The organism is uncultured Gimesia sp. (genome assembly GCF_963976445.1).
In the GTDB taxonomy this organism is placed as follows: domain Bacteria; phylum Planctomycetota; class Planctomycetia; order Planctomycetales; family Planctomycetaceae; genus Gimesia.
The window spans coordinates 75,257-99,503 of record NZ_CAXBKP010000016.1; the positions used below are offsets into that span (position 1 = coordinate 75,257).

Genomic DNA, 24,247 nt, shown 5'->3' on the forward strand with positions numbered 1-24,247 from the left:
ACAAACCGCTTTTATAAAGTGAGCTGTTACTGTAGAGATTAATCTCTACAATTCTGAGTGATCCCGTCTTTCAAAGTCATGAATCGTACCTGAATGACCAGAGATTGCCAATTGGATTCAAACTAAACCTACCCAGCCATTCAGAAACTCTTCCTGTGAAGCTGAATTCTGAATGTCATTACGATCATACCAATCAGGATTGAAGATATGACATCCCAAGAAGGCCCTAAGCTTTCCAAACTGGAACTTCTCAAAGAAGGCAGTCGCCAGCTTCGTGGTACTATTGCTGAAGAACTATTGAATGACAGCGATGAGTTCACCGGCGATTCAACACAGCTTCTGAAACACCACGGCACCTATCAACAGGATGACCGTGATCTCAGAAAAGCCAAGAATCCGGATGGAACCCGCAAGGGAAAAGCGTATAGCTGCATGATCCGCACGCGGGTTCCCGGCGGTAAAGCGACCGCGGAACAATTTCTGGCCGAGTTGGATTTATGCGATCAATACGGCGATGGCACCGTGCGTCTGACAACACGTCAGGGCTTCCAGTTGCATGGTGTAATTAAAGGCAACCTGCGCGCAGCGATTAAAGGAATCAATGATTCCAAACTGACGACCCTGGCTGCCTGCGGTGACGTGAACCGAAACGTGATGGCGTGCCCTGCCCCTTATAAAAACAATGCGATCTTCGACTCCATGCAGGACATGGCGTATGCACTCGCAGAACATTTGCGGCCGCAAACCACATCGTACTTCGATTTGTGGATCACGGACGAAGATGGCAACAAAACCAACGAGGCAGAGTTCCAGCCGGTCGAAGAACCGATCTATGGTAAAGTCTATCTGCCTCGAAAGTTCAAAATTGGCATTGCGCTGCCCGAAGACAACTGTGTCGACATTTACACGCAGGATATTGGCCTGCTGGCGATTGTCGAGAACGATGAAATCATCGGTTACAACTTCTACGTCGGTGGCGGCATGGGAGTCACTCCCAGTAATAAAAAGACCTATCCTGCCCTGGCTAAGCCGCTGGGCTTCGTGGAAAACGATCAGGTCCTCGCTGTTGCGGAAGCGGTGCTGAAAGTCCAACGTGACTTTGGGAACCGGGAAGACCGCAAACAGGCACGCATGAAATATCTGGTCAATAACTGGGGCATCGAAAAGTTCCGGGAAACCGTCGCCGAATACCTGGGCGCCCCCGTGGCTGCTCCCCGTGATATTGAAGTGACTGGAATCGATGACCACATGGGCTGGCACGACCAGGGGGATGGCAAACTGTTCCTCGGCGTGAATATCGAAAACGGCCGCATCAAGGATGACGGTAACCTCAAGATCAAGACAGGTCTCCGCAAGATCCTGGAGACATATCAATTCGAGGCTCGTATCACCGCGAAGCAGAGTATCATTTTCTGTGATATTGATCCTGCCGACAAGGAAGACATCGAGAAGATTCTGGCAGAGCATGGCATGAAACGCGCCGATGAACTGTCTGTGATTCGCCGTCTGTCAATGGCGTGCCCTGCCCTGCCGATGTGTGGTCTGTCGGTGACGGAATCAGAACGCGTCCTGCCGGATCTCATTACCGAGTTTGAACAAGAACTGACGCGTCTGGGACTAGAGGACGAGCAAATCTCAGTCAACATGACCGGCTGCCCGAATGGCTGTGCCCGCCCTTATGTTCCCGATATCGGGCTGGTTGGTAAAGCAGTTGGAAAATACACGCTGTATCTAGGTGGCAATTCTCTGGGGAATCGCCTGTCATTCATCTATGACGATCTGGTTCCGATGGGTGAAATCACAAGCCGGCTCTCGCCTCTATTGGAATACTACAAAGAAGCCCGTGAGGCTGGCGAATTATTCGGAGATTTCTGCCATCGGATCGGTAAGGATGCGTTGCAGGAAAAAGCAGGGCTGGCGGCGAAATAACATTCGAAGCCATTTCTAGACATTTTGCTGAACCTTTTACCGGCGAGGCTGTCCACCATTTTGACAAAATCAATCCGGAACGGGTTGACCATGAGTGATTCAGCAGGTAGATTATCTGCACAATCAGGCAGTCCTGCTGCCGAGACCAACGGTATTTTAAGTTAAAAACCCAATGCAAATTCACAATCGGCTAAACCAGAACCTACTACTAAACCTGCTATTCCAAGCCAGGTCTTAGGTTCTTTGTACGATTGTTAATCAAAAACAGCGAAACCCTGAGACCAGATTGGCCTCAGGGTTTTTTATTTTACCCACTGGTACTATTCTGGTCTCTCATTAGCTCCCCTGATCGGGAGCGGAAATTGATTCATGGAGAAAACCAATGTCCGATGACACAGTAAAGATTTTTGACACCACATTGAGAGACGGTGAACAATCGCCTGGTTGCAGCATGACAACCGCCGAAAAGATGAAAGTGGCGAAGGAACTTGTGAAACTGGGCGTGGATATCATTGAAGCCGGTTTCCCGATCGCCTCGCCCGGCGATTTCGAAGCGGTCCAGAAAATTGCCAATGAATTCGGCAGCCAGACCACGATTTGCGGATTGGCCCGCTGTCGCAAAGAAGACATCGACCGGGCCTGGGAAGCTTTGAAAGAAGCCGAAAAATCGCGTATTCACGTGTTCCTCGCGACCAGCTCGATCCACCGCGAACATAAATTAAAAATGAACAAGGAACAAATCGTAGAGACGGCCGTCGAAATGGTGAAACGGGCCCGCGATTATTGTCCTGATATTGAATTCTCACCTGAAGATGCTGCCCGTACCGAAAAAGACTTCCTGTGTGAAGTTGTCGAAAAAGCAATTGACGCCGGGGCGACGACCGTTAACATCCCTGATACTGTTGGCTACGCGACGCCGGCTCATTTTCACGATGTGATCGCAACACTGAAGAAGAACGTGCCAAACATCGACCGCGCCGTTATCAGCACCCACTGTCACAACGACCTCGGACTCGCGGTTGCCAATAGTCTGGCCGCTGTTGAAGCGGGCGCACGACAGATTGAATGTACGATTAACGGCTTAGGCGAACGTGCAGGAAACTGTGCTCTGGAAGAAGTCGTGATGGCATTGAAGACGCGTCACGATTATTACGGCGTGCATACCAATATCAACACCAAGCGGCTGTATCCGATCAGCCACCTTGTTTCAACAGTCACCGGAATGACCGTGCAACGGAACAAAGCCATCGTGGGGAAGAATGCATTTGCACATGAGGCAGGCATTCACCAGCATGGCATCCTTCAGGAACGGACGACTTACGAAATCATGCATCCGGATGATGTCGGTTACGTAGGCTCGAATCTTGTGCTTGGTAAGCATAGCGGACGCCATGCGTTCCGTGATCGGATCCAGACATTGGGGCACACGTTGGATGATGAAACATTCGAACGGATCTTCAAAGAATTCATCGTGTTGGCAGACAAGAAAAAAGAAATCTATGATTCCGATATTGTCGCTTTAATTGAGAATCAGGTGACAGACACGCCGGAAAAATGGAAAATCGTCCGCTTCCACACATCTGCCGGAACAGGCACGATTGCCACCGCGACGATTGAACTGGCGGATGAAAACGGGGAAATTCAATGTGATGCCGCGACCGGCGACGGCCCGGTTGACGCAGTGTTTCGAGCACTGGAACGGATTTCCGGAATCACAGGGATTTTGGAGCAATACCATGTTGGTAGTGTTTCCAGTGGAAAAGATGCGCAAGGTGAAGTTCGTGTGGAAGTCCGCATTAACGGGGAAATATTTACCGGCCGCAGTGTGAGCACAGACATCATTGAGTCCAGTGCCAAAGCCTATCTGCAGGCGATCAACAAGGCAGCCGCCAAACTGGAAAACTGAGAATACTTTCTTCACCCAAAGATGAGTCAGAAATGACAACCGACGATCCTGAATCACAGACCAAGAGTTTCAAAGGTAGAACGATTGTTCTAAGCCTGCTGATCTTTGGTCTGCTGATGTCAGGATCGCTGTATGTATTCCAGGCTGTGAATACGTTTCACTTTGCAGATACTCAAAATGCCCTGGCGAGAGAATTCCCTGAATCCCGACCGCGCGTGGAAGGGGGCCGACTCAAAGGCAAACCGGAAAACCCGCCCACCTTTCGTGTCACGCTGGCGGTTCCCTTCAATCCAAATGAGAATGACGCCGCTATCCAGAACATGGCTGATCGGATTCTGGAAATTGCCTCTGAGAACATGGATCTGAACCAATACGAGCAGGCCGAATTGCATTTTTACCAGGCGATTCCCGAACAGACAATTATCATGCGCAATGTCAAACGCGATCTCAAGACGTGGCAGGAGTAGCAGACTACAAACGAAAGTCCCCGCCAACCGTGTGTCGAACTCGTCGACAGGGACGTCGCTCAAGCCGACACCGCTGTCTCATTTCAATTTACGACTGCGCTCTCCTACTTCACCTTGCGCCCTGTTTTCCAGCTTCCAGACGAGAATCTTGAGGAATATTGCTGTTAAGTCATCACTGGCACACACATTGCAGCGAGTAAATATAAGCCTGTCATCATCATTGTTCCGAAAAGATCAAGTAGGCTTCCCTCCAGCCAAAGTGATGACGCCCGTCTTAATATTGGCTGGAGGGATAGCCATACTTGGATGACTCTCTTCCCCTCAAATCAGCTGAGTCGGATGCGAATTTTCAGTAAGCAGATCGCCTCTCTATCCAAATCTCTCTTCCGCGTCCCAGATACTCCGGCTATCATCGAAACAACATGTCTGACAAGACACCCCTGTTTCTTCAAACTGAGCCCGGACAGTCATGAATCCTACCCAGAATCGATTACAAACGAGTAAAGGATTCTGGTCTGTGATTGGCATGCTCCTGCTGATTCAATTCTGCCTGGGATTGTATTCCGCTCAAAAATTGACGGTGACCCACGACGAGTATTGGCATCTGCCCGTTGGTTTACTCGGCTGGGAAACGGGAAAATTTGACTACGATCGCTTGAATCCTCCCCTGATTCGAACCTGGTGTGCTCTGCCTCTGTTATGCACTTCAGCGGAAACTGGTAACCCAGCACACTTGGCTGATCCCGCGGATTACGGAGACGCCTTTCTCCAAGCCAACCCGAAACATTACCATCAGTATTATGCGCTCGGGCGGATTCCGATGCTCCTACTTTCCGTGGCGTCAGGTCTGCTGCTGGCTGTGTGGGCGCGGGAGCTGTTTGGATTAACTGCAGCCTATCTGGCGATCCTGCTCTGGACGATGAGTCCGAATATCCTGGCAAACGCGGCACTCGGTACACAAGACCTCGCGATTGCCGGATTCTTTCTGGCAACGGTCTACTGTGGTTGGAAGTTTGCGCGAGCCCCTTCCTGGAAATGGGCCTGGATCACTGGTCTGGTGTTGGGGCTGGCACAAGTCACCAAATATACGGCGATCCTGCTGGTGCCGATTCTGATCATACAATGGTTTCTGCTGCGGGTGAAAAATCCCGAAATCAAACATGAACTTCCTCGAAAAATGATCCTCGCCAGATGGGGTACACTCCTGCTGGTAAGTTGTTTTGTGTTGAATGCGGGCTATCTGTTTCAGGGCAGTTTTCAGCCGATCAACGCGTATCAGTTTCAGAGTTCCGAGCTCAAAGTTTTGAACCAGCTCCCTCTGCTACTGCAAAACATCCCCTTGCCGCTCCCTCGGGACTACCTTCTGGGATTTGACCTACAACGCTTTATCATGCAGCAGTCGCATCCTACGTTTCTAGATTCCGAATGGACGCTGACCGGGTTTCACAGCTATTACCTTTACGCTCTGATTTACAAGCTGCCTCACGGCATTCAGTTTTTGCTGCTGCTGGCGATTTTCCAATGGATCAAACAGCGGAATCAACCTGACTGCATGTCGCCCCGAACTCTGGGAATGCTGGTCACGCCCGTGGTGTTATTGGTCGGTATCGCCAGTTTTTCGAACAATCAACTGGGCCTGCGATACATTCTGCCCGTGTTTCCGTTCCTGTTTTTATTGATTGCCCCACTGGCAGAACAACTGGATCTTGAGAAGCACAAGGTCTTTTCCTACGCGATCATTGTCGCCGTTCTGACGCTACCTTTCTCACTTCGATTTGCTCCAGATCACCTGGCGTATTTTAATGAACTGTCTGGCGGACCTGAAAATGGCGGCATACACCTGATCGATTCGAATCTTGATTGGGGGCAAGACTTGTATCGGCTGAAAGACTATCTGCAACAGCACAAGGTGGACGACCTCGGGCTGGCTTATTTTGGCACCGTGCCTCCTTCTACACTGGGCATCCCCTATCGCGTGCCGCCCGAGTTCCATCCTGAACCGGGGACCTATGCCATCAGTGCCAGTCTTTTGCAGGGACGCCCCTATTCCATTCGCAAACTGGATGGCAGCCGGCATAACCTTGGCAATGACGCGCTCGGTTACTTCCGATTCTTCAAACCAAAGGCACGCCTGGGATATTCGATCAATGTTTATGAACTCAAGCCCGAAGATGTGATTCGCTGGCAAACAGCGATAAGCCGGGTTCAGAGGGGACTTCCCATCGACTAATCTGTCGGTCTGAAGTTATTCAAACGGTAAGTCGGTTGATGTATCCAGCTCCATCTCTCGCAGCAGATTCAGATATTGCTCGCGTGTATTAATATTTTGCAGTCCCTGCAATTCAGGATCAACTTCGCGAAGTTCCTCAACATCCAGAAAACAGGTTTCCACAGTCTCAGCCAGATCGAGGGGCCGGCGTTTGTTTTCGCTTAATAATTGCTGAATCAATTCGACCAGGGATGTCCGATAAACGGCAGCCAGAGGATGAACCCATTTTCCTTCCCGGACCATTGCCAGCTGATTTTTTCCCAACCGGGAAATGATCATTTGCATGAACTCAGCTTGGATCAAAGGGGTATCACAGCCAGTGACGTATGCGGCATCACATTGATCTTTCAAGACTTCCAGCCCGTGTCCAATGGCGGACAGCGGGCCAGCTGCTGTTTCCCGATCATAAACGATGGTGACTGATTTCGACAGCGCGGGTAGCTCCTGCTCTCGGGAGGCGATCACAATCAGAGGGGAGACAACGGAAGAAACAATTCGTACAACTCGTTGTAACATGAGTTCATTTCCCACTGGCAATAACGCCTTAGGATAATTCATGCGAGAACTTTCTCCTCCACAGAGAATGATGCCGCCGATCTTCATTTCTTCGTTTGAGTTTGACATATTCCCGCAGGTAACTTACAAAAAGGATTCGAAAACAGCAGTTTAACACAATACAGAGAAACGATCTGAAAAATGAGTGATCAGAATTCTGAACAAGGCCCCTGGTATCAAGATGGATTACAATTTACCTGTACTCAATGCGGTAATTGTTGCACGGGAGATCCCGGTGTCGTGTGGGTCGATGATTCAGAAATCGAAGCCATTGCAGAAGTAACGGGTAAATCAAAGGGGGAAATCTTATTGATGCATACCCGACTGTACGCAGGGCGGCGTTCATTAACAGAATTTGCAAACGGCGACTGTACTTTTTTCGATCCAGAGAAACGAGGCTGCACCATTTATGAAGCGCGCCCCACACAGTGCCGTACCTGGCCGTTCTGGAACTCAAACCTTAAGAATAAAGCAAGTTGGGACTCTCTCTCACCCGGCTGTCCAGGTGCAGGCAAAGGCGCGTTTGTCAGTTTTGAAGACATCCAAAAGCGAGCCACACAAACAGACTTATAGTTTCTGATTTTGCTTTGCTTTTGATGATGCTAAGCAGACCCGTTATTTCGAATCGCTTTTCATTTCTCCATCCTTCTGACTCAACTTACGACGTCGAAATATCGTTTGAACTGCCTTGAAGCGTGTGACAGAGGCGATGATTCGCCGTTAAATAAGTATCGATTCATAAAGGATTTGTAGCTCTCGATTACTGCAAAAGTCACTCTCCAGCGCGCTTTTTTCAAATTTAGTGAGAAGTTTGTAAAAAAATCCTCGCGGCTTCAACTAGGGAGTCTAACAAGACTACGAATGTTTGAATTGTCTAATAATCCACAGAATACAAAAAACTCTATCTAACTGATTTCAAATGAGTTACACAATATCAGAAACCCTTGACGCCATAAAAATCAGACAAGAAATGAGTGTGTAAGAATTACCGTCATCTGGTGTAATTTCGTATAACATCAGTCTGTTTCCAGTGCCTTGCCAAAGATCGGTCTTGACTTACTGTTCAATTGTGGGAAATAATCTATCATGACACTAAGTCGTGTAACCCATTACAGTTGAGACGGCTCATGAGTGCCCAGCGGAAGGGCATAGCTGTCCGACGGCTTCTCAAAATTGGGAGAACCCAGTCGTGACGAAAAAAGAAATAGTCAAAGTGATTTCGGAAGAGATTGGTTTGACACAGCTCAAGACAAAAGAAATTGTGCAAAAAACGTTTGATGCGATTGTTGACACACTGGTCACAGACAAACGCATTGAGCTCCGCAACTTTGGCGTATTTGAAGTCAAAAAGCGGGCAGCACGAAAGGCAAGGAATCCTCGCACAGGTGATCGTGTCGACGTAGAAGAAAAATACGTCGTAACGTTTAAGCCTGGCAAGGAAATGGAAAAGCGTGTGCGAAACCTGGAAGAAGAAGCGGCACGACTTAAGGCTGCTGCTTCTCAACCTCAGGTGAGTGCTCCTGCGGCATTACAGCCTCAGCAGACACCACCAGCGGCTCAGCAAACTCCAGGTTCAACACAGGGAACCCCACAAGTAGGAACTTATAATAACGGTTCTTATCCTTCGGGAACTCAGCATACGCCTTAAACCTGTTTGCTAAAGACTTTACTGCTGAAAGAACTGGTATGAACTTTCTCATAGCCGGCCTGTTTTGATTGTACCGAAACAGACCGGTTTTTTTATTGCTTCAGCCACCTGCATTTCTTGACAACCATCGCCAATACCTGATGGTCCCCACCTTTCCCTTTTAAGTCCAAGCAAAGGGGAATCACCTCAACTTATACCGACGTTGGATCAACAATAATGAATATTTGTTCCGTAAACGGCTTTGTTTCCAACGTTAGTCTCCCATTTCATGCCTGATAAACCGATTTACCACAATAATTGGAATAATCCGTATTTTTTACCAAAGTCTCCTGATCTGATTGTCGATAAAACGAACTAGAGGAAATTAAAGGTGGTATTTATAATCCCGCCTCTCTCCTCGAATTACATTTCAGCACTTTAACCCCTTCGATATTGGTTTGATGCCTTTCATTCAATGGTTTGAATTAAGGGATCGTTGCCTGGGATCAAGACCAGCACAAATATGGCACGACCATATCATGGAGAAAAAAATGCGTAAGTTCCTATTGGCCAGCATGTTAATTGCAATTTCACTCACTCAGGTTGGATGTGTGGTTCCTATCTACTCATCCTCACGAGATGATCGTGCTCGTCAATTAATTTTCCAATCAGAAAGCATGCGACATATCCCCAAAATCTGGGAACGGATCTGGGGGCTCGATATGCCTGATGTTGCGACGCCCTATCGAACTCACGGTGGCGTGATTTAAAATACGTTACTGGTTAAGCGCATGACCTTACCGGTCTGTTCAATTCGCTCCCGATTCATTTGAACAATCGAAATCGATAAAATCATTCACAGCTGCCGAACATTCGTTTTCGGCAGCTGTTCTGCGTTTAAGGATCGTGTTTTCAAGGGCACACTTACTGGTCCTCACACTATCAGAACGCTAAGATGAGCGTCTGGGGCCGTTAGATCCCCTTCACAGTGCCAATGATTCAAGAACCGACTTCCCTATGCGGCGATTGGCAGGGCACTTCTTTCAATAACTAAATAAAAGAACGATCATGCAGGCTTTAGCTGCAACGCGGACGATTATTCGATGAATGCCCCGACACAAACGGATCTATTATCAGTTACACTGAACCGTCTTACTTTGAAAAACCCGATTCTGGTCGCATCGGGAACATTCGGCTACGCGCGCGAAATGCAGCCCTTTCTCGATTTTTCCAAGCTGGGCGGCATTATCCCCAAGACGATCACTACAGAACCACGGATCGGAAATCCGCCACCACGTACGATAGAAACCAGTGCCGGTCTCTTAAACTCAATTGGCCTGGATAATGACGGCATCGATCTGTTTCTGGAAAAGCATCTGGACTATCTTGCTTCGCTGGAAACCGCTTTGATTGTCAACATCGCAGGACGCAGCATAGACGAAATGGCCGTCATGGCGTCCCGGCTTGACGTATTTGGAGATCAGATCGCCGCGCTGGAATTGAACATTTCCTGCCCGAATGTCAGCGGGGGCGTCGATTATGGAACGCAACCCGAGCTGACGGAAAAGATGCTCAAACAAGTCACCGAAAGCTGCCAGTTGCCGATCATTGCCAAACTGACGCCGAATGTAACGAGTGTCGTGGACATCGCACAAGCGGCTGCTTCCGGTGGAGCCGATGCCGTCTCGCTGATCAATACGGTACAGGGGACCGCCATCGACTGGCGACGCAGAAAGCCCATTCTGGGAGGGGTTTTTGGAGGTCTCAGCGGACCTGCAATTAAACCGGTCGCCTTGCGAGTCGTCTGTCAGGTCGCGCGGGCGGTTGAGATTCCAATCATCGGCGTCGGCGGTATTTCTAATATCGATGACGTGATGGAATTCCTGGTCGCAGGCGCTTCAGCGGTTCAAATCGGGACGGCAAACTTCTACAATCCCGGCTTGGCGACGCAACTCGTTGGAGAGCTGGAACAGATTGTTCTCGAAGAAAAATGTTCCCATGTGAGTGAACTTGTAGGCGCGCTGGTATATCCAGAAAAATAATTCACCAACAACTCCAGCCCCTTTCAGTAACTCTATTTCCACTTTCAACAGATTTTACAACGATAAAGAGAATCAGCGCATGCGAGTGTTATCAGGAATCCAGCCAACGGGCCGTTTTCATTGGGGCAATTATTTCGGGGCGATCAAGCAGTACATCGACCTGCAGGATAATGAGCAGGCGTTCTACTTCATCGCTGATTTACATGCGCTGACCACACTTCGCAATGCGGAGCGACTGCGACAGAATACCCAGGAAGCCGCCATCGATTTGCTGGCGTTGGGACTGGACCCCAAACGGGCGACGCTGTTCCGCCAGTCTGATGTGCCTGAAATCACCAGTTTGACCTGGATCCTGATGACAATCACTCAAATGAGTCTGCTGGAAAAATGTCATGCCTACAAGGATAAAAAAGCAAAAGGCATCGCCGCGGATGCAGGGCTGTTTACCTACCCGGTTTTGATGGCAGCCGATATTTTACTTTATGACAGCGACATGGTTCCTGTCGGCCAAGATCAGGTTCAACATGTCGAAGTCACACGCGATCTGGCACAGCGTTTCAATACCCTGTTTGGAGAAACTCTGACACTTCCGAAATCCCAAGTCCTGGATACCTCAGCCAAAGTACCGGGAATTGACGGCGAGAAAATGTCAAAAAGTTATAAAAATGTGATTGAGATCTTTGAGGCTCCCACAAGGCAACGCAAAAGAGTCATGTCGATCAAAACTGATTCGGCAACGTTGGAAGATCCCAAAGACCCGGATAACTGCGCTGTGTTCGCCTTATACAAACTGTTTGCGGATGAAACACAGCAAGCAGAGTTAGCACAACGCTATCGAGCGGGGGGCATGGGCTACGGCGACGCGAAACAGGCGGTGCATGATGCGGCGCTGGAATACTTCGGAGCTGCCCGCGAACGCCGAGAACAATTAGCGGCAGATACGGATACCCTCAACGATATTCTTGCGGAGGGAGCCCGCCAGGCCAGGGAAAAAGGCAAGGAAGTGCTGGACCGGGTTCAAGCAGCCTGCGGGCTGGGTTCAACTCATTTATCGAAATGAATCTTATGCCGGACCAGCCTTTAGCTTCTCAACCTGCTCAGCGGCATTCTACTGCCGGTTATGTTCAATGGCTCATCATATCATTGATTCTGATCACGGCACTGTCTCTGCTGGCGGTTCATCTTCCCGATCGACTGAAGCTACTGCTGGTCTATGCTGTGGTGTATGGATTGATCTCCGGTGGCGCATTGACAACCTTAGCCATCAAACTGGACATACCTGTCAAACGAACACTCATTCTTTCCATTGTCTGTTTGACGATTTTCGGACAGTCGCTGATCCTGTATTTATCACATCAGCGCTATCAGGAAGCCACCCAGAGGCAGTTTCAAGCGGATCAGACATCAATAGTCATTGAACGGATGCTAAGGACAGGAGAGCCACCAGAGGATCCCAAGGCACGCAAAGAGTATGAACAGGTCGTCGAACAGTTTCAAAAGGCGAAAGCAGAACGTAGAGAGAAAGAACAGCAACTGCTTGAAATTTCCTCTTACCTGCAGCATCGTATTTCTCCGATCGCCAAGCTGAAATCTCCCTGGCCTCAACTCTTCTGGCTACTGGAACTCATTTTCTGTTGCCTGGCAGCAATCTGGGCGAGCCTACAAGTTGCAAAACCGGAGCCGGAATCCCCCACCGATCAGGGCCAGGATGAAACGGTGAGTTGAATGCCCTCCGGCCTCATGGTAGCTTGATAGTATGCGCGAGTTGAAAATACTCTCTAGCCGTTGATCTCAAAACCTGAAAAAGGTGCGACCAATGTCCGACCTCTGTTTACGCCCGATCATCCTGTTCGTCTTGCTGCTGACCCAGTTCCCGTTGGGATCAGCCGAAGCCAGTGATTGGCCGATGTGGCGCATGAATCCACAACGATCGGCACACACAACAGAAACCCTTCCAAAATCACTTTATGTTCAATGGGTGCATCAACTCCCTCCGCTTGAACCAGCGTTTAAGAATGCGCGGTTGCAGTTTGATATCGGCTATGAACCCGTCGTTAAAAACGGGATCCTGTTTTATGGATCATCGAGTTCCAATTCGGTCACGGCCATTGATGTTGCATCTGGCAAGGAACTCTGGCGGTTCTTTACTGATGGCCCCGTTCGTCTGGCTCCCGTTGCCTGGAACGACTCGGTCTACTTTGGATCAGACGATGGGTGCCTGTATTCGATTGCAGCAAAAACGGGAAAACTGCAATGGAAATTCCGAGCGGTCCCTTCAAATCGACTGATTCTCGGCAACCGTCGTCTGACTTCGGTCTGGCCGGTCCGCGGGGGTCCTGTCATTGAAAACGACACCATTTATTTCGCAGCAGGGGTCTGGCCGTTTGAAGGCGTCTTCATCTATGCTTTGGATACAAAGACGGGCGCCACGAAGTGGGTCAATGATCGGCTGGGCTTTATTTATGGACAACACCCGCATGCCGCCGAGGCGTTTGGGGGGGTGACTCCTCAGGGTTATCTCGTGATTTCCGAAAATGAATTGATTGTCCCCTGCGGAACGGCGTTCCCCGCCCGACTCAATAAAGCGACCGGAGAACTCATTCAGTTCGAGCTCCCGAAACCAGGACGCACACCTGGCGGATGGTTCACCACTGCAGGCAAAGCAGCCCGTCGCGGTGAGACGAAGCTTGAGAAAACAGAACTGCTCTTTGACCGGGATGTAAATTCCGCGCGCCATGAAAACGGACAAAACTATGGTCCTGATGGGAAACGAGGCCTGCGTCAACAAATCCAGGCAGGTCAAAAACAGCTCGCTTATGACAAACCAATTCCGGGAGTGACCGGAAAAGTCCACTCCCTGCTCGTGGCAGCGAACCGATTATTCGTTGTCACACTGGAAGGAAGTCTCTACTGTTTAGGCCCGGATAAAAAAGCACCTCAGACCTATATTTCTCCCATTACTGACCCTAAAAAACGTAATCCGGCTCCGACATCTACCGGCACACCAGCCGTGATTTCGGATCGTCTTGCTGCCGGCGGTTACGTCTTCCTCGCAGGCATTCCTGATGAAACGCTGATGCAAGGATTGCTTGGCCATAAGAGCCTGCAAGTCATTGGATTGGATACCAACGCTGATCGAATCGCGACGCTTCGCCAGGCTTATCATGCAAAAGGCAGGTCGGCTTCGGAACTCTCATTTCTTCCGGGCACTTTGAACGACTTTGCACTGCCGGCATATTTTGCGCAACTGATCATCACTTCGGAACCACAACAGTCAGGCAGCGATTCTTGTTCACAACTGGTTTCAAAACTCTATCCCTCACTCCGCCCTTATGGAGGCTGTCTGCTGATAAAATGCACGGAGCAAGCACACTCTAAACTGGCAGAGGAATTCAAAAATTTATCTCAGGCACGGATCTCCCGCAAAGAAGGATATACGGTTTTTGAGAAAGTGGGCGCGCTTCCAGGCTCATCGAACTATACCGGCGGCTGGTCGAGTCCGGATGAACTGGTGAAAGCACCGGTGGGTGTTCTGTGGTACGACGACAGTGTCGGCAACTTTAAACGCGCCCCCCAACCACAGTTTGTAGACGGCGTCATGATTTCCCATTCCAAGTACTGGCAGGGTTACCCGGCTGGAATCCGTCCCCCCTATAAACTGCTCGCGCCTCAATTTTCCGATGTCTATACTGGCAGAAAGTTAAATGAAACAGAGGCGAAAACGTTAGTCGCAGATTTACCGACGCTGGACCGAGACCAAAAACAACCAAGCCAATATCGGCCCCCGTATCAGAAAAATGACTGGAGCCCTGCCCCACCCGTGATTGGAGAACGCACCAATCCGCTAACAGGAAAATCAGAGCCCCGCGCGTTTCCCAAAAGTTATGGTTGCGATGGCGGCGTTGATTACAGCTACCTCTATACCATGCGATCGGGAACCGCTGCCTTTTATGACAAACGCGTGGAGAGTGGGACGATCCACATCAGTGGCCCGCGCTCTGGCTGCACGAACAGTATTGTGCCTGCGAACGGACTGCTAAACGTCCCCTATTATTTTCAGGGATGCACGTGTAGTTATCCGCTCCCCGTCGGCCTCTCGCTGATTTCATTGCCGGAGACGCACGAGCAATGGATGGTCTGGGGCAAAAGTGAGGTCAAAGATCTGCAGCGAGTCGGATTAAATTTTGGTGCCCCCGGCGATCGCATGACCCATCGAGGCACACTCTGGCTGGATGTCCCCAGTGTCGGTGGTCCTTCCCCAGAACTGGAACTGGCTGCCCAACCCAAAACGATCCAGCCGTTTTATGAACATGCCTTGTGGATCGAAGGGGGACGTGGCTGGCCTTGGGTGGGTGCATCTGGAATCACCGGAGTTGATCAGATCACTCTGAAGAATATCAAACCCGATGATTACACACTGCGACTTTATTTCCGAGAACCTGAGTTCTCTACGCCGAAAAAACGGGTCTTCAGCGTGAACTTAGATGGGAAGCCGCTCATCAAAGACCTCGATATTTTTCGCGAAACAAATTCACAACAAAAGATCCTGGTGCGCGAGTTCCCTCAGATCTCGCTGAGTGGAAACCTGAACCTGACTTTTACCGCCAGCGCAGGAACACCTCTGATTTGTGGTGTAGAACTGGTCAAGAACAGCCTGCCTTTGGACACGCTTGTAGAGTTACCGAACCGAAAACCGGAATTACTCAGAAAAGAGTAATTCCGTGGTCGATTAAAAATCACGGAAGGGACCACGCGGTTCCGACTCTGCCATCTCTTTTTTCCAGTTAGCAAAGTGGGCTTTCATTTGCTTCAGTTTTTCGGGATGTGTTTTGGAAAGATCATGCTTTTCACTCACATCCTTTGAAAGATCAAACAGGCCATTTCCTTTTGCCGATTCCAACCACTTCCAGTTGCCGACCCGCGCGGCTATATCAGCCCGGCGTTGCCAGTACATTTCTTTTCGTGGAGAATCAGCCTGCCCCATCAGTGTCGGCAGCATATCGTAACCGTCAATGACAATGTCTTTGGGCAGCGGCAAATTGGCTTCTTTGAGGAAGGTCGGAACCAGTTCCAGCGAAGTCAGCAGGCCTTCGTTGACGGTGCCTGCTTTGATTTTTTTCGGGTAACGTACGAGACAGGGAACACGGATTCCGCCTTCGAACATCATCCCTTTTTTGCCTGTAAGCGGCGAATTATCGGAACCACCTCCGCCTCCATTATCGGAAAAGAAAACGACAATGGTATTGTCGGCGATTTTATATTCGTCGAGCAGATCCAGAACCTCGCCAATCGCATCATCCATGCAGGTGATGGAGGCGACGTATTCCAGTCGTCGTTTACTGGGAGAAACGCCTTGCTTGATGGCCGGTCCCTTGGGAGTTTCCCGATATTCATAGCGACCCGTTTTTTTCTTCTTAACCAGTGTATCCTTTAAATGCGGATACATCTTTTTGTATTTCTCCGGAGCCTGAGCACCGCCGCGGATACGGGGATCGAGACTGGATGCACCATGCGGTGCGTTGAACGGCAGATAGAGAAAGAATGGCTTTTGATGATTCTCTTTCACAAACCGAACGGCTTCTCGTTGAAACAGGTAAGTGCAATAGGTGCCTTTATCCTCTTCGGTCGGTTGATTGTTGCGAAACATGGAAGGCACGCCGTAACGCTCGTGCGTAAAATAATCGACGCCGGTATTACTGAATCCGTAGAAGTCATCGAAGCCCCGTGCCAGAGGCAGGAAGCGTTTATGCACACCCAGATCCCACTTGCCATAAATTCCGCTGACATAGCCGGCCTGTTTTAATAACTGAGGCAACAATTTTTCACGCACATCCATACCACCAATGCGTTCGAAGCTGACCTCGTACTCTTCAGGTTTGTACTTGTAGCCGTAGTCGGGTGCTTCGTTGCGAATCATGTCGTAAACACCATTTCGCTGTGGATAGCGGCCTGTCAACAAACTGCCTCGACTGGGTGTACAGGCTGGCCAGGTGACATAGAAGTTGGTGAGCTTGGCACCTTCTTTTGCTAACCGGTCGAGATGGGGCGTGATGACTTCCTGACTGCCGAAGCAACCCAAATCTTGATATCCCTGGTCATCACTGACGATCAATACAATGTTGGGAGGTGCTTCTGCAGCACTCAAGCAGAGGCTTGACAGTAGCCAGAAACTCAATACCAGTGACAGACCCCTGACAATTTGACGACTACTCTGTTGCATCTGATCTCGATTCATAGCTGGTCTTCTTGGTGAAATAATAGAAAATAGCTTTAGTACATTGATCACTTCCTTTAGAATAACAAACACACTCAAGGAAACACAATTCACTGACTCAAGGGCCGCCTTAATGAAACTTGTTTTACACCTCTTGTTGATCATCATATGCAGTTTGAACACAACGATGACCGAATCAAGCTTGAGAGCTGAAGAAAAAGCATTCACGCCGACCGGGCTTCAACTTTACTATGGTAACGATTCCAAAATTCTGGACACGATGCAACAGCGAATGCGAAAAGGTCAGGTTGTCGTGATTGAATTGCGCAACCTGAGTAAGGAACAAATTTCCGCAATTGTAAACAGCAGCCGTCAGGCAGGTTCCAAAGTCCTTGCCTACATTAGCATTGGCGCACTGGGACATCTGGAAAGAGCGAATTTTGAACAATATCTAAAAGATCGCAATGTCTCCAAAACATTGGACAACATGATCCTGGAGAAAAATCAAAAGTTTGAAGCCTTGCGAATTGATGTGACGGAGTCTATCTGGCGCGAATTTCTGATACAAAGAATCAAACGTATCTATAATCAGAATGTTGATGGTCTGTTTCTGGATGCTGTGGACACCTGCGATCTGTATATCAACCGAAAGGAGTGGCCGATTTCGAGACGGGCGGAAAGTGTTAAAGTGATGATCGGTCTGATTCGAATGATCAAAGCAATGGCACCAGAAAAATTTGTCATGCAAAACCGAGGCCTGAATTTGATTGGAAAAAACGTTTTCGTGGGCGATGCCACCGGTGTTTTTATCCCCGGTCTGGATCTCGCACATTTTCACCCAAATAACCCGGATGGATTACTTTGGTCGGGGGCCTACACTGATTCCAGTGCCTGGATTGCCAGTAAAGAACGGGACATGATCCAGATTCGAAAAAACGGTTTTACTTCGGTATTCACGTTAGGGTATGCCGACTCGGCAGTTGACCGGAAGCAATTCTTTCAGAACAGCCGCGCTGCGGGGTTCATTCCTGCCTGGGGAAGTTCAAATATGAAGCTGCATGAGGAACTGACACAGGAAGCCAATTCTGAATGAAAAGCCTCAAATCATAAAGTCGGTTTCGCGTCCCAGTACTCGATCTACCAGATCCTGAGATAAGTCGATGGCGGGCGACTGTTTTCCGGAAACATCAGTCGGGTTAATACCACAATACTGTGACCAGGGTCCCAGGTGCCGCCAACGCCCGGCGCGATTCGGTTCGCTTTCCATGACAGGCGTCGTGCACCGATTGCAGCCGATGGTTGGATAGCCTTGCTTATGAAGCGGATTTGTGATGACCTGATTCTCATTGAGATAGGCTTGAAATTCATCCTTGGATAAGCTTGCCAGGATATTCACACGCAGACAATTCATGGCGGGATCAATCGCCAGAATCGGCACATTGGCACGCTGCCCTCCATCGGCACGACGCAGACTGCCAATCAACGCATCGTACTGGTCGGCGACCTGAAGCAGTGGTTGTGTCTTTCGCAAATCACAGCACTGCTCCTGACCTTCAACCGAAAGGTACAAGACTCCCCGTTCGTCAGTCTGTTCCTGTATGGTCTGAGCTGGTTCCAGAGTGACGATCTTTAAGCCGTACTCCTTGACGAGTCGATCTCGCGTATCCAGAGTTTCCTGAAACAAGACACCGGTATCGACAAACAGAATCGGAAGATCCGCTTTGATCTGGCTGAGCATATGAGCAACGACACAACCCGCACGCTGCATTGACGACAATGCTGCCAGTCTGGTACCAAACATTTCCTGAGCCCAATGAATCAGCTCAAGAGGAGTTCGTTCTTCAAATGCTTCGTTAAGATCTGCTAAATCGGCTTGAGTCAGACGTGCCATTCAAGTATTCCTGCTGCGATATTTCCCCAGCGTTAATGCGAAGAGAAAATCGCTGAATTTGAAACATATTCCTGCAAATGTAGTGCGAAATCGACTTTGACCACATTATTTTCAGGAATTGTAACGAACCACCAAGAATACCTCAATGCGCGCAAGAACGGGTTCTAGCTCAAACAGGGTGAAATTGATCACGATTCACTCCAAACCGTTTCAGGACAGTTGGAAAATCAGGCCAGTAGACGTTCCACCTTGGGAAAACGAGAATCTTCCAGCTGAAAGAATTCCTCTTTGTTCAGATCGGCAATGCTGTCGACCACCAGATCTGGCTGATAGGCGTAATAATTGAGATCAGTCAGCGCAGTTCCTCCTGAGAGCACCAGCACAGAACGATAGCCCATTTCCACGCCTCCCAGAATATCCGTTTCCATTGTGTCGCCAATCATGGTGGTCTGAGCGGAAGAAATCCCCAATTCCTGTCGAGCACTTCGCATCATGACGGGGCTCGGCTTTCCTACACTAAAGGCTTTTTTCTTCGTAGCCGCTTCCAACATAGCCACAATCGCTCCACAGCCTGGCCTGAGACCATTTTGCGTAGGACAGTTCGGGTCCATATTTGTGGCAATGAGTTTTGCCCCGTTTTCAATCATGCGTACCGCGGCTTCGATCATCTCAAAATTCATCGATCGGCCTTCGCCTACGACAACATAATCGGGATCATGATCGACGATCGAATATCCGTTGCGGTGGAGTGCATGTAACAGGCCACCCTCTCCGATGACATATGCCGTCCCGTTGGGTTTACTCTGCGCCAGGAATCGAGCGGTCGCCATGGCACAGGTAAAGATATGCTCTTCTCCAACCGTAATTCCCATGCGAGACAATTTTGTGACTACATCGCGGCGGGTTCTCTGGCTGTTATTCGTTAAAAAAATAAAAGGCAGATCGCGCTTCTTTAATTCATTGATAAAATCGACTGCCCCTGCAATCAGGTCAGTCCCTCTGTAAATGACACCATCCATGTCAATCAAGTATCCTGGTAACATCGCTTTCGGTCCTTGAATTAATAAAATTTGAGTCGGAACTCATGTGGGATATCTTCAGATGCTGGAGCGCTCACTGAAAGATTCAGTGTTTGAATCGGGTCATGGAAGACTGTCTGTTAACTACAGACCAGGGTGCTGTCTATTTTTGAACTCCAAATTGACCATTAGAACAATTCATTTTGATTTGCATCTGCTGAAGCGTTTTAGCGCATTTAAAACAAAACATACCAGAGGGACTTCGCAATTGCTGTGCCGGACTTGATCCGCTGACACAATCAGACAAGCTTCATCATATCCGTAACCCGTTTGCCTATCTGACGTTTCTAGTTTTCTTCGTAATCAGGATTGATCTAAAAACCATGAAATCTTTATCAAGACCTCACACACACGCATCGCGATAGACTTAGCATTTAAGCGAAGCTGCACAGGAAATAGACACGAACCGATGCGGGAACAAACAGAGCAGGCAGGCTGATTTCCAGAGCCCGCTAATAAAAAACCCCGGCTGTCTAAGTCTTAGACAACCGAGGCCGCAACCAACAATTTTTCAAGATGGGAGAGTGCCTTCCCACATCATTCCGACTTAGCTACATCCTGGATCTCAATCCGCTTGGGTTGCATTTCCAGCTTTTTCTCCAAGACTACAGTCAACACACCTGCATCCAGTGTTGCTGCCACTGAACCCGGATCGACCCAGTCTGGTAGCTGGACAACACGTTTGAACTTGCCATAGCGGCGTTCATTATGCAGATATTCACGGCCTTCGACCGACTTTCTTTCTCCTGTCAGAATCAGATGACCATCTTGAATATCCAATGAGAGCTCATCCTTATTCATCCCCGGCACATCCAGAGCAACATGATACTTACTATCCTCTTCCCAGACCGAGAGGGGAGAATAAGCGCCTTCGACACCCGGAAATGACTTTCCGAACAATTGATCGAACGCATCATCTAAATCAGAACGAAGGTTGGCAGAAAAAGGGAATCCTAATTTGTGTGTACGTGTTCTTAACATGAAATTTGCTCCTTAGAATAATCGCCGACATTATTTTAGTTTCAAGGCCTCAAGTTTTGTTTCTCACTCAGTCCTGAGTAACCTATGACATAGCACACAGCATGCCATATTTAGCAACCACAAAAACAATTCCCCCATAATCAATTACTATTAAACAACTTACCGTCCGAATAAACACTCGATCCATTTACCCTGCAACACAAAACCACCTCAAAGAGATGCCGTTTTGGCACACTCTCCGATTGCCGCGAAGGTGCCATTTTGGCACCACCGTTATCCAGACGTAAAAAAACTCGCAGCAAACCAACTGATTTACTGCGAGTTAAATCGCGTATTCAAGAACGCTAAGCTAATCACACTTACGCGTTATAGTAGAGATCAAACTCATAAGGATGAGGGCGTAAGCGAATCGGATCCAACTCTTCAGTTCGCTTATGCTTAATGAAGGAGCTGATCAAATCTTCGCTAAAGACGTCGCCAGCAGTCAGGAAGTCGCTGTCTTCTTCCAGAGCAATCAATGCTTCATCCAAAGATTTGGGAGCAACATTGGTTTCGGCCAACTCTTCTGGAGTCATGTCATAAATGTCACGATCCAATGGCTCACCAGGGTCAACCTTATTCTGAATACCGTCAATCATCGCCATCATCAGAGCGGTAAAGCTGAGATAACCATTGGCAGTGGGATCAGGACAACGGAACTCAACCCGCTTCGCTTTAGGGCTGTTGGAATACATGGGAATGCGGCAGGAAGCAGACCGATTTCGCTGACTCATTGCCAGGGTCACAGGAGCTTCAAAGCCTGGCACCAGACGGTGGAAGCTGTTGGCGGTCGGGTTCGACAGTGCAATCAAAGCGCGGCCGTGTTTGAGGATACCACCAATGGCATGCAGCGCCAGTTCGCTCAAACCTGCATAGCCATCGCCGTACATCAATGTATCTCCACCTTTCCAGAGAGAGATATGAGTATGCATACCGGAACCATTGTCTTCAAAAACAGGTTTCGGCATGAAGGTCACAGTTTTGCCATTGCGTTTGGCAACATTCTTGATGATGTACTTGTACCACATAAACTGGTCTGACATCAGGAGCAGTGGTGAAAATTCCATATCAATTTCACACTGACCGGCAGTCGCCACTTCGTGGTGATGTGCTTCAACCACAATGCCGACATTTTGCAGTTCTTCAACCATTTCAGCACGCAGGTCGCCATAGCTGTCGATTGGTGATACAGGGAAATAGCCCCCTTTGTATCCGACTTTATGACCCAGGTTTCCCCCTTCAGACTTACCTGTATTCCAGGCCGCTTCTGAAGAATCGATTTCATACATGGCGCCTCTCTGATTTGAGAGATATCGTACGTCATCAAAGATAAAGAATTCTGGTTCCGGCCCGATAAAACAGGAGTCTGCGATCCCGGTCTGCTTCAGGTAAGCCAGACCTTTTTTAGCGACACCACGGGGGTCTTTGTTATAGTCTTCTTTAGTAATCGGATCGACAATGTCAGCCAAAACACTGACGGTCGGTTTATTGAAAAAGGGATCCAGTTTAACCGTCGAGGGATCCGGTACAGCCAGCATGTCTGAACTGTCAATCGGCTGCCAGCCACGAATCGAAGATCCGTCAAAACCGACACCATCTTCAAAGGTACCTTCGTCCCAGGTACTGATGGGGTACGAACAATGCTGCCAGGAACCAAAGATGTCGGTAAACTTTAAGTCGACCATCTTTGCGCCATTTTTTTCTGCAAAAGCAAAAAAGTCTTTGGGAGTCATCGCAATTTGCTCCTCTTAAATGTCAGAGTGAAACAGCAGGTAAAGAGGCCCGTCATACCCTGTCCTGCGAAGAACCGATCATATCTACAATAAGTCCAAGTAAAGTGAGTGACGGAAAATAAACCTGTTCCCGTATCTGAAAAAGCAAGCTGTTGAAAACGGCCATCGTCTTCAGAACACTCGTTCCTTTACCTGATATTCGTATGAGTCTCTCTAGATCCCTCATCCGATGAAGTGAATTCAGAAATGAAACTCACACTTCCCTGGTCACATAAAGTCATCATGAGTCAAAGTAGATTGGTTGGAACCAACAGCGATTGCAGGAGATCGCAACCATACTGAAACCCATAGGCACAAGATGCAGCCACGCACGATCTTGACGGAATTCTCAGCCGGTACATCTTGTTCGATAGAATACTACCGTAACGAAAAAATCAGCAGAAATCTACTGTCAGGCTGCTCTCTCATCATAAATCTCCTCGCCGGATTTGAGATTCCCTAACTCCTGACAAACAAATAGAATTTGAGAGGATTAACGATTAGCGAACCCTGTTAAACAGGTCGCTTTATAATGATCGAATACAACTCAGATCTAATCCTTCGCAGGTAAAACAGGTATCGCACAAAAGCGCCGCGATTTGCGGATCATCGCCTGTTCTGGCAGTTGCTTACGTTGAGACCAATGCTTTCATCTCACGCACCGCCTGCTCCATTCCCACCAAGACAGCGCGAGAGATAATACTGTGCCCGATATTCAATTCACATACATTGGGGATCGCTGCAATCTTTGTCACATTGCGATAGGTTAATCCATGTCCCATATGCAGCTTCAGACCTTGCTCAACCGTAAACTCAGATGCCCTGAGGAGTGTTTCATATTCCTGCTGCTGCTCATCAGACGAAGATGCGTCTGCATAACGGCCTGTATGCAACTCGACCGCATGCACGCCCAGTTTTTTTGCGGCAGCAATCTGGTCCAGATCAGGATCAATAAACAGACTGGCTTCGATGCCGACTTCCTGCAGTTTGTGCACGCATACTTTGACGCGTTCCAGGTTTGAGATGACATCCAGACCACCTTCTGTCGTCAATTCTTCCCGCTTTTCCGGCACCAGCGAAACCTGATCAGGCCGCACTTCCAGTGCAATCGCGGTCATCTCTTCTTCGGCTGCCATTTCCAGATTCAATTTCACTTGAACCGTCTTCTTCATTGTATAGAGATCGTGATCCTGTATGTGACGCCGATCTTCTCTGAGATGCAACGTAATGCCATCCGCGCCGCCTAATTCCGCCAGAACTGCGGCCCATACCGGGTCCGGTTCATAGGTTAAACGGGCCTGTCGAACGGTGGCTACATGATCAATATTAACGCCCAGACCTGGCATGGCAGATATTCTTTCTAAACAGAATTGGGTTCGAGATTACTCACCAGAGAACAATATGAGACGAAGTCACGCTTTCTCGACAATCAAACTCCAAATTAGTTCTCACAAATCTCAAAAGGATAAAACATAT

19 protein-coding genes are annotated in these 24,247 nt (G+C 48.8%); 12 read left to right on the top strand and 7 right to left on the bottom strand.

Annotated features, from left to right (window positions below):
* Window positions 1-207: 207 nt before the first annotated feature.
* From AAC022_RS17405 to AAC022_RS17420, 4 genes are all read left to right on the top strand, one after another.
* A complete protein-coding gene (locus AAC022_RS17405; RefSeq protein WP_339733098.1) occupies window positions 208-1,929 on the top strand; it encodes an NADPH-dependent assimilatory sulfite reductase hemoprotein subunit in 1,722 nt (573 codons plus the stop codon).
* A 382-nt stretch (window positions 1,930-2,311) separates the two neighbouring features.
* Window positions 2,312-3,835 carry a 2-isopropylmalate synthase gene (locus tag AAC022_RS17410; RefSeq protein WP_339733100.1) on the top strand — a complete coding sequence of 508 codons (1,524 nt, stop codon included), beginning with the start codon at window positions 2,312-2,314 and terminating at the stop codon, window positions 3,833-3,835.
* Window positions 3,836-3,867: 32 nt separating this feature from the next.
* A complete protein-coding gene (locus AAC022_RS17415; RefSeq protein WP_339733102.1) occupies window positions 3,868-4,302 on the top strand; it encodes a hypothetical protein in 435 nt (144 codons plus the stop codon).
* Between the two features lie 469 nt (window positions 4,303-4,771).
* On the top strand, window positions 4,772-6,532 hold the full coding sequence (locus AAC022_RS17420; protein ID WP_339733104.1) for a glycosyltransferase family 39 protein: 1,761 nt from the start codon (window positions 4,772-4,774) through the stop codon (window positions 6,530-6,532).
* A gap of 15 nt (window positions 6,533-6,547) precedes the next feature.
* Here AAC022_RS17420 and AAC022_RS17425 read toward each other — a convergent pair whose 3' ends face one another.
* Entirely contained in the window at window positions 6,548-7,195 is a 648-nt protein-coding gene (locus tag AAC022_RS17425; protein WP_339733106.1) for a molybdenum cofactor guanylyltransferase, read from the bottom strand.
* Between the two features lie 72 nt (window positions 7,196-7,267).
* Between AAC022_RS17425 and AAC022_RS17430 the strand changes: the two genes are divergently transcribed.
* From AAC022_RS17430 to AAC022_RS17460, 7 genes are all read left to right on the top strand, one after another.
* Window positions 7,268-7,699 (top strand): YkgJ family cysteine cluster protein, encoded by a 432-nt coding sequence (locus AAC022_RS17430; RefSeq protein WP_339733108.1) that lies wholly within the window; start codon window positions 7,268-7,270, stop codon window positions 7,697-7,699.
* 616 nt (window positions 7,700-8,315) lie between these two features.
* Window positions 8,316-8,774, top strand: a complete 459-nt coding sequence (locus AAC022_RS17435; protein ID WP_339733110.1) for an HU family DNA-binding protein — start codon at window positions 8,316-8,318, stop codon at window positions 8,772-8,774.
* Window positions 8,775-9,304: 530 nt separating this feature from the next.
* On the top strand, window positions 9,305-9,523 hold the full coding sequence (locus AAC022_RS17440) for a hypothetical protein (protein WP_339733112.1): 219 nt from the start codon (window positions 9,305-9,307) through the stop codon (window positions 9,521-9,523).
* Window positions 9,524-9,856: 333 nt separating this feature from the next.
* A complete protein-coding gene (locus AAC022_RS17445) occupies window positions 9,857-10,795 on the top strand; it encodes a dihydroorotate dehydrogenase (RefSeq protein WP_339733114.1) in 939 nt (312 codons plus the stop codon).
* Window positions 10,796-10,874: 79 nt separating this feature from the next.
* A complete protein-coding gene (trpS, locus tag AAC022_RS17450; RefSeq protein WP_339733116.1) occupies window positions 10,875-11,855 on the top strand; it encodes a tryptophan--tRNA ligase in 981 nt (326 codons plus the stop codon).
* 5 nt (window positions 11,856-11,860) lie between these two features.
* Window positions 11,861-12,520, top strand: coding sequence for a hypothetical protein (locus tag AAC022_RS17455; RefSeq protein WP_339733118.1), 660 nt, complete (start codon window positions 11,861-11,863; stop codon window positions 12,518-12,520).
* A gap of 91 nt (window positions 12,521-12,611) precedes the next feature.
* Window positions 12,612-15,512 carry a PQQ-binding-like beta-propeller repeat protein gene (locus AAC022_RS17460; protein ID WP_339733120.1) on the top strand — a complete coding sequence of 967 codons (2,901 nt, stop codon included), beginning with the start codon at window positions 12,612-12,614 and terminating at the stop codon, window positions 15,510-15,512.
* A gap of 12 nt (window positions 15,513-15,524) precedes the next feature.
* Here the strand turns inward: AAC022_RS17460 and AAC022_RS17465 are convergent, their stop codons facing one another.
* Window positions 15,525-17,030, bottom strand: coding sequence for a sulfatase-like hydrolase/transferase (locus AAC022_RS17465; RefSeq protein WP_339733122.1), 1,506 nt, complete (start codon window positions 17,028-17,030; stop codon window positions 15,525-15,527).
* Window positions 17,031-17,196: 166 nt separating this feature from the next.
* Here AAC022_RS17465 and AAC022_RS17470 point away from each other — a divergent pair, with 166 nt between their 5' ends.
* Window positions 17,197-18,102, top strand: a complete 906-nt coding sequence (locus AAC022_RS17470) for an endo alpha-1,4 polygalactosaminidase (protein WP_339733124.1) — start codon at window positions 17,197-17,199, stop codon at window positions 18,100-18,102.
* Window positions 18,103-18,108: 6 nt separating this feature from the next.
* Here AAC022_RS17470 and AAC022_RS17475 read toward each other — a convergent pair whose 3' ends face one another.
* The 5 genes from AAC022_RS17475 to AAC022_RS17495 all read right to left on the bottom strand — a co-directional run bounded on the left by AAC022_RS17475 (window position 18,109) and on the right by AAC022_RS17495 (window position 24,117).
* Window positions 18,109-18,900, bottom strand: coding sequence for a phosphoadenylyl-sulfate reductase (locus AAC022_RS17475; protein ID WP_339733127.1), 792 nt, complete (start codon window positions 18,898-18,900; stop codon window positions 18,109-18,111).
* 227 nt (window positions 18,901-19,127) lie between these two features.
* Window positions 19,128-19,943, bottom strand: a complete 816-nt coding sequence (locus AAC022_RS17480; protein ID WP_339733129.1) for an HAD-IIA family hydrolase — start codon at window positions 19,941-19,943, stop codon at window positions 19,128-19,130.
* 573 nt (window positions 19,944-20,516) lie between these two features.
* Window positions 20,517-20,960 (bottom strand): Hsp20/alpha crystallin family protein, encoded by a 444-nt coding sequence (locus AAC022_RS17485; protein WP_339733131.1) that lies wholly within the window; start codon window positions 20,958-20,960, stop codon window positions 20,517-20,519.
* Between the two features lie 359 nt (window positions 20,961-21,319).
* Window positions 21,320-22,732, bottom strand: a complete 1,413-nt coding sequence (gene glnA / locus AAC022_RS17490) for a type I glutamate--ammonia ligase (RefSeq protein WP_339733133.1) — start codon at window positions 22,730-22,732, stop codon at window positions 21,320-21,322.
* 668 nt (window positions 22,733-23,400) lie between these two features.
* Window positions 23,401-24,117, bottom strand: a complete 717-nt coding sequence (locus AAC022_RS17495; protein ID WP_339733135.1) for a pyridoxine 5'-phosphate synthase — start codon at window positions 24,115-24,117, stop codon at window positions 23,401-23,403.
* Between the last annotated feature and the right edge of the window lie 130 nt (window positions 24,118-24,247).

Bases quoted from the DNA above. Each gene is read 5' to 3' on its own strand.
- AAC022_RS17485 (WP_339733131.1), bottom strand. From the start codon at position 20,960: ATGTTAAGAACACGTACACACAAATTAGGATTCCCTTTTTCTGCCAAC.
- glnA (WP_339733133.1), bottom strand. From the start codon at position 22,732: ATGACTCCCAAAGACTTTTTTGCTTTTGCAGAAAAAAATGGCGCAAAG.
- AAC022_RS17475 (WP_339733127.1), bottom strand. From the start codon at position 18,900: ATGGCACGTCTGACTCAAGCCGATTTAGCAGATCTTAACGAAGCATTT.
- trpS (WP_339733116.1), top strand. From the start codon at position 10,875: ATGCGAGTGTTATCAGGAATCCAGCCAACGGGCCGTTTTCATTGGGGC.
- AAC022_RS17445 (WP_339733114.1), top strand. From the start codon at position 9,857: ATGAATGCCCCGACACAAACGGATCTATTATCAGTTACACTGAACCGT.
- AAC022_RS17405 (WP_339733098.1), top strand. From the start codon at position 208: ATGACATCCCAAGAAGGCCCTAAGCTTTCCAAACTGGAACTTCTCAAA.
- AAC022_RS17480 (WP_339733129.1), bottom strand. From the start codon at position 19,943: ATGTTACCAGGATACTTGATTGACATGGATGGTGTCATTTACAGAGGG.
- AAC022_RS17465 (WP_339733122.1), bottom strand. From the start codon at position 17,030: ATGAATCGAGATCAGATGCAACAGAGTAGTCGTCAAATTGTCAGGGGT.
- AAC022_RS17495 (WP_339733135.1), bottom strand. From the start codon at position 24,117: ATGCCAGGTCTGGGCGTTAATATTGATCATGTAGCCACCGTTCGACAG.
- AAC022_RS17460 (WP_339733120.1), top strand. From the start codon at position 12,612: ATGTCCGACCTCTGTTTACGCCCGATCATCCTGTTCGTCTTGCTGCTG.
- AAC022_RS17455 (WP_339733118.1), top strand. From the start codon at position 11,861: ATGCCGGACCAGCCTTTAGCTTCTCAACCTGCTCAGCGGCATTCTACT.
- AAC022_RS17410 (WP_339733100.1), top strand. From the start codon at position 2,312: ATGTCCGATGACACAGTAAAGATTTTTGACACCACATTGAGAGACGGT.
- AAC022_RS17440 (WP_339733112.1), top strand. From the start codon at position 9,305: ATGCGTAAGTTCCTATTGGCCAGCATGTTAATTGCAATTTCACTCACT.
- AAC022_RS17415 (WP_339733102.1), top strand. From the start codon at position 3,868: ATGACAACCGACGATCCTGAATCACAGACCAAGAGTTTCAAAGGTAGA.
- AAC022_RS17470 (WP_339733124.1), top strand. From the start codon at position 17,197: ATGACCGAATCAAGCTTGAGAGCTGAAGAAAAAGCATTCACGCCGACC.
- AAC022_RS17420 (WP_339733104.1), top strand. From the start codon at position 4,772: ATGAATCCTACCCAGAATCGATTACAAACGAGTAAAGGATTCTGGTCT.
- AAC022_RS17430 (WP_339733108.1), top strand. From the start codon at position 7,268: ATGAGTGATCAGAATTCTGAACAAGGCCCCTGGTATCAAGATGGATTA.
- AAC022_RS17425 (WP_339733106.1), bottom strand. From the start codon at position 7,195: ATGTCAAACTCAAACGAAGAAATGAAGATCGGCGGCATCATTCTCTGT.